General features: G+C 44.0%; 11 protein-coding genes. 6 read left to right on the top strand and 5 right to left on the bottom strand.

Annotation, left to right across the window (positions count from 1 at the left end; all coding sequences use genetic code 11):
• Positions 1 to 101: 101 nt before the first annotated feature.
• From arsS to ACR64J_RS08655, 4 genes are read left to right on the top strand one after another with little or no spacing between them, the layout of a single operon-like run.
• Entirely contained in the window at positions 102 to 1,079 is a 978-nt protein-coding gene (gene arsS / locus ACR64J_RS08670) for an arsenosugar biosynthesis radical SAM (seleno)protein ArsS (protein WP_435949300.1), read from the top strand.
• A gap of 57 nt (positions 1,080 to 1,136) precedes the next feature.
• The gene (locus tag ACR64J_RS08665) at positions 1,137 to 1,958 is read left to right on the top strand and encodes a DUF547 domain-containing protein (protein WP_435949299.1); all 822 of its coding nucleotides are present in this window, start codon (positions 1,137 to 1,139) and stop codon (positions 1,956 to 1,958) included.
• A 9-nt stretch (positions 1,959 to 1,967) separates the two neighbouring features.
• Entirely contained in the window at positions 1,968 to 2,678 is a 711-nt protein-coding gene (locus ACR64J_RS08660) for a TIGR04283 family arsenosugar biosynthesis glycosyltransferase (RefSeq protein ID WP_435949297.1), read from the top strand.
• Positions 2,679 to 2,695: 17 nt separating this feature from the next.
• Complete coding sequence (locus ACR64J_RS08655; RefSeq protein ID WP_435949296.1) at positions 2,696 to 3,322, top strand: TIGR04282 family arsenosugar biosynthesis glycosyltransferase; 627 nt, start codon at positions 2,696 to 2,698, stop codon at positions 3,320 to 3,322.
• Between the two features lie 226 nt (positions 3,323 to 3,548).
• Here the strand turns inward: ACR64J_RS08655 and mtnP are convergent, their stop codons facing one another.
• From mtnP to ACR64J_RS08635, 4 genes are all read right to left on the bottom strand, one after another.
• On the bottom strand, positions 3,549 to 4,442 hold the full coding sequence (mtnP, locus tag ACR64J_RS08650; protein WP_435949295.1) for an S-methyl-5'-thioadenosine phosphorylase: 894 nt from the start codon (positions 4,440 to 4,442) through the stop codon (positions 3,549 to 3,551).
• A gap of 81 nt (positions 4,443 to 4,523) precedes the next feature.
• Positions 4,524 to 4,997: a GFA family protein gene (locus tag ACR64J_RS08645; protein ID WP_435949294.1), complete on the bottom strand. Its 474-nt coding sequence runs from the start codon at positions 4,995 to 4,997 to the stop codon at positions 4,524 to 4,526.
• Between the two features lie 163 nt (positions 4,998 to 5,160).
• Positions 5,161 to 6,204: a lipoyl synthase gene (gene lipA, locus ACR64J_RS08640; protein ID WP_435949293.1), complete on the bottom strand. Its 1,044-nt coding sequence runs from the start codon at positions 6,202 to 6,204 to the stop codon at positions 5,161 to 5,163.
• Between the two features lie 117 nt (positions 6,205 to 6,321).
• Complete coding sequence (locus ACR64J_RS08635; RefSeq protein ID WP_435949292.1) at positions 6,322 to 6,744, bottom strand: carboxymuconolactone decarboxylase family protein; 423 nt, start codon at positions 6,742 to 6,744, stop codon at positions 6,322 to 6,324.
• A gap of 373 nt (positions 6,745 to 7,117) precedes the next feature.
• On the opposite strand from ACR64J_RS08635, the gene acnB reads away from it, so the two are divergent.
• Both acnB and ACR64J_RS08625 read left to right on the top strand, forming a co-directional pair.
• A complete protein-coding gene (gene acnB, locus ACR64J_RS08630; protein WP_435949291.1) occupies positions 7,118 to 9,721 on the top strand; it encodes a bifunctional aconitate hydratase 2/2-methylisocitrate dehydratase in 2,604 nt (867 codons plus the stop codon).
• 178 nt (positions 9,722 to 9,899) lie between these two features.
• On the top strand, positions 9,900 to 10,343 hold the full coding sequence (locus tag ACR64J_RS08625; RefSeq protein WP_435949290.1) for a DUF805 domain-containing protein: 444 nt from the start codon (positions 9,900 to 9,902) through the stop codon (positions 10,341 to 10,343).
• A gap of 145 nt (positions 10,344 to 10,488) precedes the next feature.
• Here ACR64J_RS08625 and ACR64J_RS08620 read toward each other — a convergent pair whose 3' ends face one another.
• Positions 10,489 to 11,286 (bottom strand): enoyl-CoA hydratase/isomerase family protein, encoded by a 798-nt coding sequence (locus ACR64J_RS08620; protein ID WP_435949289.1) that lies wholly within the window; start codon positions 11,284 to 11,286, stop codon positions 10,489 to 10,491.
• Positions 11,287 to 11,504 lie beyond the last annotated feature (218 nt).

The raw sequence follows: 11,504 nt of genomic DNA, 5'->3' as shown, positions 1-11,504 counted from the left end.
GACTATATGTGTAGAGAAAAAACATCTATAGATAAGATGTGCCACTCTATAATTAAAATATTTTAAAAATCACAACTGTCATCACTCAAAGGTCATACGCTATGAAATCAACTATCGAGCTGCTTGAACATACGGATTTTCCTGCTATTAAGCGCCGTAAATTAACCACGCTGCAAGTCAATCTAGGTTACCTGTGCAATATGTCCTGCGTGCATTGTCATGTGGCAGCAAGCCCTTATCGTACTGAGATGATGTCGCGCGAGTTGGTTGAGCTGATTTTAAAAGTACTGCAAGCACAAAATATCGATACGCTTGATCTCACAGGCGGCGCACCTGAGATGCATGACGATTTTAAATACTTAGTCGTCGAGGCTCGTAAACTTGGCGTTAAAGTCATTGATCGCTGTAATTTGACGATCTTGATGGAAGAAGATTTTGAGAATATGGCGCAGTTCTTAGCGGATAATGGCGTCGAAGTAGTCGCCTCACTGCCTTGTTATTCGTTAGAGAACGTCGATAAGCAGCGCGGCAAAGGCGCGTTTGATGACAGTATTTTAGGGCTACATAAATTAAACGCGCTTGGCTACGGACGTGCAGATACAGGTCTGATTTTGAATCTAGTATATAACCCACAAGGCGCGACCTTACCGCCCAATCAGCAGATGCTAGAGGCGGACTATAAACGTGAATTAAAAGAGCACTTTAATATAGAGTTTAATCAGCTTTTTGCGTTGACCAATATGCCGATTCAACGTTTTGGTGCGGTACTATTGGCTAAGAACGAGTTCCATCCTTATATGGATTTGCTCAAAGATAACTATGATGCGGGGAATCTTAAAGAGGTGATGTGCCGCTCGACCATTAGTGTTAATTGGCTCGGCGAGCTGTTCGATTGTGATTTTAACCAGCAGCTTGAGATGCCTGTACCCAATAAATCGCGCCAGCATTTGCGCGATCTGCTCACCCAAAATCCTACTGGTGACGATATCGCTATCGGTGACCATTGTTACGGCTGCACAGCAGGGCAAGGTAGTAGCTGCGGCGGCGCTTTAGAAGACGAAAAAGTAAGTGCGACTTAGAGCTAGTTCTAAGCACCTTGATTTAAAAAACTTATCAGCATTAACGGAGCTCATCTCATGCTTATAACTAAAACTCCATTTTCTAAAGCTTTAACGACCAAAGCCCTTATTGCCGCAAGCCTTATGCTATCAAGCGCTGCCTATGCTGATTTTAACCACAGTGCTTGGGACAGTTTACTAAATAAAAACGTCAACATGACCAACGGGGGCAAAGCATCTGTCGTTAATTACAATGGCATGAAAGCGGACCAAAGCAAGCTTGATGGCTATTTGGCAGCGACGGCTAAGGTCAGTCGGTCTGAGTTTAACCGCTGGAGCAAAGATGAGCAATTGGCGTTTTTAATCAACGTCTATAATGCGGGTACCGTAGATTTAGTGCTGACTAAGTACCCTAATATAAAGTCGATTAAGGATATCGGCGGTATATTTAGCTCGCCTTGGAAACAAGACTTTGTCAACGTACTGGGTAAAAAGCGCTCGCTTGATGATATCGAGCACAACCTGATTCGCGGTTCTGGGCGCTATAATGAGCCGCGTATTCACTTTGCGGTGAACTGTGCTAGCATTGGTTGTCCTGCATTGTTGGATGATGCTTACACAGGCAGTAAACTCGATAAACAATTAGAGCAGGTCACTAGTAAATTCTTAGCCGATAGCAGTCGTAACCGTCTCAAGGGCAGCACACTTGAGGTCTCACCCATATTTAAGTGGTATAAAGAAGACTTTGAGAGCAACTGGCGCGGCACCAAAGATTTAGAAGGGTTTTTGGCGCGTTATAGCTCGTCATTAGGACTTAATAAATCACAAACTGCTGACTTAAAAAGCGGCAAGACCAAGATCAGTTATACCAATTATAATTGGAATTTAAATAAGAAGTAGTGAGATAGCATGCCCACGGTTTCTATTATCGTTCCTATACTCAACGAGGCAAATAATCTGCCTCGTTTGTTTGCGCATCTCATTGGGCTAAACCCATCACCGCAGCAAGTTATCTTGGTTGATGGCGGCTCACATGATGACTCTTTGGTGTTGGCTCAAAAGTTTATTGCAGATTTAAAAAACGATAATCAATCAGGTATCGACTGGCAAGTGATTAAGTCACAAGCAGGTCGCGCGCGGCAGATGAACAAAGGCGCGTCCTTAGCGACAGGCGACATACTACTATTTTTGCATGCTGATACTAAGTTGCCGACTCAAGCTGTTACTGATATAACCACTGCTATCCAAGTTAAAGGATGGGGTCGTTTTGATGTACGTCTAGACAGTCCTGATTGGACGCTAAAGCTAGTCAGTAAAATGATTAACTATCGCTCGCGGTTGACTAGTATTGCCACGGGCGATCAAGCTATTTTTATTAAAAGAAAAGTTTTTGAAGAAATAAACGGCTATCCCAATCAAGCCTTGATGGAAGATGTCGAGATCAGCAAACGCTTAAAATCTATCGGCAAACCTGTTTGCTTAAAAAGCAAAGTCATTACCTCAGCACGGCGCTGGGAGCAGCACGGCACTTGGCGCACGATAGTTCTGATGTGGCAGCTGCGCTTTGATTATTGGCGCGGCGTATCGGCTGATAATATCTGGCAGCGGTACTACCAATAAAAGAATAAACTTTCACCATGAATCAAAAACGATCCACTTGTATTATTCTCTTTGCTAAGTTTCCCGCTCGTGGCATGGCAAAGACGCGCTTGCAGCCTGCGCTTGGAGTTGCAGGCGCAGCTTGTATGGCGCGACAATTGCTATTACATAGTATTAGTCAAGCGCTAGCGACGGGGTTTAGCGTTGAGTTATGTGTCAGTCCACCTCCTAATGATCCGTGCTGGCAGACGCTAGGTTTGCCTGAGTCATTAATATGGTCAGCACAAGCTGATGGTGATTTGGGAGAGCGTATGTATACGGCTAGTACGCAAGCTTTGGCAAAGTTTAAAAAGGTGTTGTTGATAGGAAGCGATTGTCCCAGTTTGACAGCGGCAGTGATTCAAGATGCCGCGCAGCAGTTAGACAACTCACATAGCGTGATGATTCCAGCCTCAGATGGTGGATATGTGCTGTTTGGTTTTAAACAAGCTGATGCTAGCTTGTTTTCAAACATTGAATGGAGTACCGCAAGCGTTGCCTGTATTACCCAGCAGCGCATACGTGACTTAGGATGGTCACTTACAAAACTAGATACTTTGCATGATATCGATGAGCCAGAGGATTTACAGTATCTGCCTAAAGGTTGGCTTGATGGTTATAGGTAATTCAATATAAAAACGATGCAGCGAGATGAAAATTTATTTTTCGCAGCATCGAGCGGCGTAGGCACAGCACGCAAGAAAAACAAACTTTGATTGAGCGACTTGATAGCTACATATCTAATTTATTTGGATTCGACTATATAAGCTAAATAACGATTAATTTCTGATGATTTGAAATGCAAAAGCCATCAAATAATTTGATGGCTTTTTTACGCAATAGCGATTGATACTATTTAGGCAATAGCGCGCTAATCTTTGCTTTTACCTCATCGCTCATAGCGTCTACTGGCGTCACTAGTGCTTGTGCTAGCGCATTATGAGCAATAGAGTCAGGCTGCTCGCTTGCGAGTAGGGTGACGGCCTCTTTGATAACTTGCTGCGCATTATCCGCGTTTTTCATCAGGTTCTGAATCGCATAATCAGCACTAACGTCTGCCTCAAAAGGGTGCCAAGAGTCAAAATCGGTGACTAGCGCAAGCGTGGCATAAGCGATGCTAGCTTCACGCGCCAGCTTAGCTTCTGGCATGTTAGTCATACCGATAATATCAGCGTTCATTTGGCGATACCACTGCGACTCAGCACGAGTAGAAAATTGTGGCCCTTCGATACAAACGTAAGTCGCCTTTGGATGACACTCACCCTCAGATATTTGCGCTTGAGCGTAAGCACGAGTCAAAATATCAGCAACTTTGGTACATAAAGGATCAGCCATCGAAACGTGAGCGACTGCGCCTGTACCAAAATAAGTACTAGCACGATGCTTAGTCATATCGATCATCTGATCAGGGACGACCATATCTAACGGTTTAAGCTCTTCTTGCAATGAGCCGACCGCTGATACTGACATTATATAGCGTACCCCTAAAGTCTTCAGCGCATAGATATTAGCGCGATAAGGCACTTTTGACGGTGTAAACTTATGCCCTTGACCATGACGTGTCAAAAAAGCAACGGTCACGCCATTTAATTCACCTAAGACAATATTATCGGATGGCTTACCATAAGGCGTCGAGATGCTGACGCTACGCTGGTTAGTCAAGTCTGCCATTTGATATAGACCGCTGCCGCCAATGATAGCGATGTCAGCCAAGTGTTTTACAGTGTCTTCTTCTGTTGAAGTCATAGAACGTTTCCAGATGTTTAACAATAAGTATTTAGCTAAAAAACTCAATAAGACAGATAACTAATTTTTGAACAGATACTGCTAGCGTTTAGTAACTCTCTGAAACACACCCTGAGCCAGTGCTTTAACAATCATCGTCTGACTTTGTGCAAAGCCTTTGTACTTGGGTAAATCGTCTTCTATATCTTCTACTCGGCTATCATAGAATAGATGCATCGTCGGATCAGGCAGGGCATCGACATTAGGATAGTTGTCGGTTGGCACTAGCATAAGCGCGCCGCCCATCGCCTTCTCAACACTTGGTTTATGACAGCGTTTGCAAAGTCCACGGTTGATATTTGGCGGTAATTTCCAACGGCGAAAACGGGTTTTGTTAATATCTAATTCGCTTAGATCTGACTTAAATAAGACTGTCACATCATTGTATGCTTTACCCGTATATTCTTGGCAAATGGTGCAATGACAGATAAAGCGGCCGATAGGAGCATAATTTATCGTATAAGTATTACTATAACAAGAGCAAGAGCCTTGTTGCGGTGTAAATGCTTGGCTCATAAGATAATCCTTTTTCGGTAGGCAGTTTATTATTGCTTCAAAATATAACACTATTATGGCCTGTGAATGTAGCTGCTTTGCACAAAGGTGGTAAAAGCGCTTTGACAATAAAAAAAGAGACCTAAGTAGATCTCTTTTAATCACTAGCTTATCTGATTACTAGCTAGCAGCCCAATTTACCCTCAGCCTCAAGCGCTTTTTTGCTACGAATTGGTGCTGGACAATCCTCACCATAATATTGACGATCGGCAAAGTAGCTTGAGCGTACCATGGGACCGGCCCAGATACTAAAGAAGCCAATTTTTTTGCCATAGTCCATATAGCGCTGAAACTCGTCTGGATGCACATAACGATCAACTGGTGCATGGTTTTTACTAGGTTGCAGATATTGACCAATAGTAATCATATCGACGTCGTGTGCTTTTAGGTCATCGAGTAGGGCATAAATCTCTTCTTCAGTCTCACCAAGACCAACCATAAACCCGCACTTGGTAGCGATATCAGGGCGACGCTCTTTATAAAGCTTGAGCAAGTCTAGTGAATGCTGATAGTCAGAACCGGGACGGAAGGCTTTGTATAGACGGGGCACGGTTTCGATGTTGTGGTTAAAGACATCTGGCGGTGTTTGTGTCAACAAATCTAAAGCCACTTCCATGCGACCACGGAAATCTGGTACGAGTATTTCAATTAAGCAATTCGGGCTAAGCGCTCTTGATTCATTGAGCACTTCAACGAAATGCGCCGCGCCGCCATCTTTGAGATCATCACGATCGACAGAGGTAATGACCGCATATTTAAGACCTAGGCCTAAAATCGTCTCAGCGGTATGACGCGGCTCGTCTTTATCTAGCTCGTTCGGACGACCGTGTCCGACGTCGCAGAATGGGCAGCGACGGGTACAGATATCACCCATAATCATAAAGGTCGCCGTACCATCAGCGAAGCACTGGGGTAGGTTAGGGCAAGCAGCTTCTTCACAGACGGTATAAAGCTTTTGCTCGCGCAGTGTGGCTTTGATACGTGCCACCTCGCTAGGTGACGACATCTTAACCCGAATCCAATCTGGCTTTTTTTTGGCCTCGACTGTCGGGATTACTTTAATTGGGATACGGGCAACTTTATCGTAGCCACGCAATTTTTCGCCTTGCACCGCTTTTTTGGGTTTGGCTTTGGCAGCAGGGACATAACTTTGAACGGCATTTGTCATAATCAATGATCTCTTAACCCTTGATAGGATAAGGGTTTATGGAATTATCGGCATGCTTTGTAAGTGCCTTTATTATAGCAGATATTGCGCTCAGGTTTTATTATTCAACCCTTTACTCTATAGCTTGTTGTGGTTTAAATTATCGATATCTATGCCCAAATCGCTAAATACTTCAATAGCCGCGCGAAAGGCTTCTTGGGTGGCGGGCGCGCCGCAGTAAGGCAGACTGTGCATGAGCACTTCTTGAATCTCAGCAACACTTGCGCCGTTATTAATCGCGCCGCGGATATGACCTTTTAGCTCGTTTGGGCTTTTTTGTGCAATCAAAAAACCTATCGTAATGAGTGAGCGGTATTTGCGAGGTAGGACGGACTCATCTTGCCACGTTGTACCCCAAGCGTGCTCGACGATCCAGTCCTGTAGCGGCTGGGTAAAATCTGTCGCCGCTTCTAACGAGCGCTTGACATGCGCCTCTCCCATGACTTCAGTACGTACTTTGAGACCATTGTTATAATTATCTGACTTATCGTTGTTGTTCATGATTTGTCCTATTGCAGCGGTAAAGTTTCGATTTGCTCTAGATGTCGAAGTAAACTTCTAAATATATAAGCGCTTAACTATTTAAAAACAGTATAACAAATAACTAAAATCTGTTTAATACAGGTTCAATTCGTTCAATGATGAGACCATTTTTATAATAAATGTTCAATATCGCTATCGTATGAGGTCTTTTGTTGGCTGAGCCATTAACTTTTTAGTCGTTTTAGGCTATATTAGCAGGAATAATTACTCCGCTTATTATTCAATAATATAGTCACTCAAAATCACCCTTATCCAAAATTGCACACGAATGCAGGCAGTCACACTGACTACCCACGCCGTGTGCTCACTCCAACTGACAAGGAAGACCTATATGTTAGAAGCTTATCGTAAACATGTCGCAGAGCGTGCTGAGCTAGGAACGGTACCACTACCGCTTAGCGAAAAACAAGTTGCTCAATTGGTAGAGATTCTAAAAAACCCACCAGCAGGCGAAGATGAGTTCCTAATGAACTTGTTAGAGAACCGTATCCCAGCTGGCGTTGACCAAGCGGCCTACGTAAAAGCTGCATTTTTAGCTGCTATCTTAAAAGGTGAAGCATCATCACCACTTATCAGTAAGCAAAAAGCCGTTGAAATCCTAGGCACTATGCAAGGTGGCTACAACGTACAGCCATTAGTTGCGGCACTAGATGATAAAGAGGTTGCTCAAGACGCTGCCGAAGCACTCAAGAAAACTTTGCTAGTGTTTGATGCCTTTAATGACGTCACTGAAAAAGCCGAAGCAGGCAATTCAATTGCTAAAGAAGTGGTACAGTCTTGGGCCGATGCCGAATGGTTCACGGGCCGTGCCGAGGTACCACAGAAATCGACTTACACAACGTTTAAAGTGACTGGCGAAACCAACACCGATGACTTGTCACCAGCGCAAGATGCGTGGAGCCGTCCTGACATCCCATTGCATTCATTAGCCATGCACAAAAACTCTCGCGACGGCATCACTGCTGACGAAGAGGGCGTTGTCGGTCCAATGAAGCAGATCGAAGCGCTAAAAGAAAAAGGCCATCCACTCGCTTATGTTGGTGACGTCGTTGGTACGGGTTCTAGCCGTAAGTCTGCGACCAACTCAGTACTGTGGCTGATGGGTGAAGATATTCCTAACGTGCCAAACAAACGTGGTGGCGGCCTGGTACTAGGTAACAACATCGCTCCTATCTTCTTTAATACTATGGAAGATTCTGGCGCATTACCAATCGAAAAAGTAGCGGTTGATAACCTAAACATGGGTGATGTGTTTGACATCTATCCGTACGAAGGCAAAATCACTAAGCATGACTCTGATGAAGTATTGTCAACGTTCAAGCTAAATTCACCGACCTTGCTTGATGAAGTTCGTGCTGGTGGCCGTATTCCATTAATCGTTGGTCGTGGTTTGACTAATCGTGCTCGTGAGTACATGGGTCTTGGTCATTCAGACGTATTTGCTAAGCCAGAAGAGCCGGCTGATACTGGTAAAGGCTTTACCCTTGCACAAAAAATGGTTGGTAAAGCTTGCGGCCTGCAAGGCGTACGTCCAGGTATGTACTGTGAGCCTAAGATGACTACAGTTGGTAGTCAGGATACTACGGGTCCAATGACTCGTGATGAGCTAAAAGATTTGGCATGTTTGGGCTTCCAAGCAGACCTAGTTATGCAGTCATTCTGTCATACGGCTGCTTATCCAAAGCCAGTTGACGTTGAGACTCAGCACACACTACCTGACTTCATCATGAACCGCGGCGGCGTCAGCTTACGTCCGGGCGATGGCATCATTCACTCGTGGCTTAACCGTATGCTACTTCCAGATACCGTTGGTACTGGTGGTGACTCGCATACTCGTTTCCCAATGGGTATCTCGTTCCCAGCTGGTTCTGGTCTGGTCGCATTCGCAGCAGCGACTGGTGTTATGCCACTTGATATGCCTGAGTCTGTCCGTGTCCGCTTCGTTGGCGAACGTCAGCCTGGTATCACGCTACGTGACTTAGTCCATGCGATTCCTTATCAAGCGATTAAAGAAGGTTACTTGACTGTCGATAAGAAAGGCAAAATCAACGAGTTTAACGGCCGTATCCTTGAAATTGAAGGTTTAGAAGACCTAACGGCTGAGCAAGCATTTGAGCTATCTGATGCCTCAGCTGAGCGTAGTGCTGCTGGTTGTACTATCACCTTATCTGAAGAGTCAGTGACTGAGTACTTGAACTCAAACATCACGCTGCTTAAGTGGATGATTAGTGAAGGCTATGGCGATGCGCGTACTATCAGCCGTCGTATCGAGCAAATGCAAGAGTGGCTCGCCAACCCAAGCCTAATGCGTGCTGACGAAGATGCAGAATACGCTATCGATATGACCATCGATATGAGCACGATTAAAGAGCCGATTCTTTGCTGTCCGAATGATCCAGACGATGCAAAAACCTTGGCTGACGTCGCTGGTGATACTATTGATGAAGTCTTTATCGGCTCGTGCATGACCAACATCGGTCACTTCCGTGCAGCAGGTAAACTGCTACAAGACGTACCAGCAGGTAGCCTGAAGACTCGTTTATGGATTGCGCCACCTACTAAGATGGATGCGCGTCAATTGATGGAAGAAGGGTACTACAACATCTACGCTCAAGCTGGCGCTCGTACTGAAATGCCTGGCTGTTCATTATGTATGGGTAACCAAGCACGTATCGCACCGAACTCTACTGCGGTATCGACTTCTACCCGTAACTTCCCGAACCGTCTAGGTCAAGGCGCTGATGTATACCTAGCCTCTGCAGAGCTTGCTGCAGTAGCCGCGGTACTTGGTAAATTGCCAACTAACGATGAGTACCAGCAATACGCTGGCATGCTCAACAGCATGGGCGAGGAAGTGTATCAGTACATGAACTTTGACCGTATGGAAGAGTACACTGAAGAAGCGGATAAAATTAACGTTGCTCAGTTGACCTAGTATTTGCTTTCAAGCTAATTAGTTAGATAAAAATAAACCCCGTATCTAAGTGATACGGGGTTTTTTATGTTATGACAAAACAAAATATAAATAAAGTTTGCAAACTTTTATTGAGTGATTATAATCAAAAGCGTTCGCTTATTTTTAGTGAGCAACTTTGTTCTAACTGATTATCACTATGGAAATTAAAAATATGCTTGATAAAGCGACGCCGCCACCCTTACCACAGAATACTGTCAATAATAATCATGCTGCAGAAGCAAACTACGGGATTATTGATTGGTTTAAAAAAGGCTTGAGAAACTATGTTAACTTCTCTGATCGCGCTCGCCGTAAAGAATATTGGTATTTCTTCTTAGTGCAAATGGGCTTGATCATCGCAGCGATGGTGCTCGATGCAATTATATTTAGCTCGGAAACTGGGCTGTTTTATATTATAGTTGTGCTTGGGCTATTCTTACCTGGCATTGCTGTTTCTATACGCCGCCTTCACGATACTAATCGCTCAGGATGGTGGTTTTTGATATCCATTGTGCCGCTAATAGGCTCTATCATATTGCTAGTGTTTATGGCTAGCGATACTAAGCGTGAAACCAATCAATGGGGTCCGCCAGCAAAGTAAGCTTGAGATTATTATTTAATTTTAGATAATATTAAAAATACAGCCAAAACATATCATTTAAAATCAAAATATAGTGTTTAACTATTAAGAACCTAAAAACCCTTTATTAATAAACTTTTGCCAAAATAAAGGGTATTTTTAGGACTTACTTACCCTGATAAACTGGCTTACGCTTCTCCATAAAAGCGCTAATACCTTCTTTAAAGTCATCGGTCACTGCCATTAAGTTTTGCTGTTCGACTTCCATATCGAGTGCTTCATTGAGTCCAGAGTAAGCATGGACATTTAGCATATGCTTCATAGAGGCAAGAGCCTTGCCTGGTAGTTGACTCAAACGTGTGGCTAATGCCATAACCTCGCTATCTAGCTCCTCAGCGCTGACGACTTTATTGACTAGATTTAGGCGTGCGACATCTTCTGCCTTTAACTTATCACCAAGCATGACCAGCTCAGTGGTTTTGGCAGCGCCGATTAATTGATTTAATAGATAAATACCGCCTGCATCTGGAATCAGACCAATATTGACAAAGGCTTGCACGAATTTTGCATTATCACTAGCAATACGAAAGTCACAAGTGAGCGCTAGATTCATACCTGCTCCAGCGACTGCACCTTCTAGCTTTGCAATGATAGGTTTATGAATATTACGCAGTTTTAGGCTGACTTCGGCGACTTCGCGCAGCATAAAATCAAGTTTGGCGACCAGCGCTTCGGACTCCATACCATTCTCAAGCATCTCTCCTATGTGACCGCCACTAGAGAAGTTATTATTTGCGCCTTGCAAGACAATAACGCGTACCTCATCATCTTGGTCCGCTTTTTCAAGAGACTCTAGCATTGCTTGCTTGAGCGGCGTACTAAAAGCATTGAGTGTTTTGGGATCGTTCATGGTGATAGTAGCGATATGATTGTCGCTTTGATAGTCGACGAGAGCCTGAGACATGTTATATCCTTTAAAAGGTTGGGAGTGACCAAATACTATAGCAGTTTATGATAAGGATAAACCCCATTCTATGCACTTTAACGCCACTATAAGACATTAAAACGACTCGTGCAAAAATACTACTGTAAAAGCGGGTCTTTGTGACTTATCCTAATACAGGATACCAAGTTGCTTTGGTCAAGTCGCTTTAACCGTATCCAAATACGGATACCTGAACA

This window comes from Psychrobacter sp. DM8 (assembly GCF_051307025.1).
Lineage (GTDB): Bacteria > Pseudomonadota > Gammaproteobacteria > Pseudomonadales > Moraxellaceae > Psychrobacter.
This window is presented reverse-complemented; position numbering and strand designations above follow the sequence as displayed.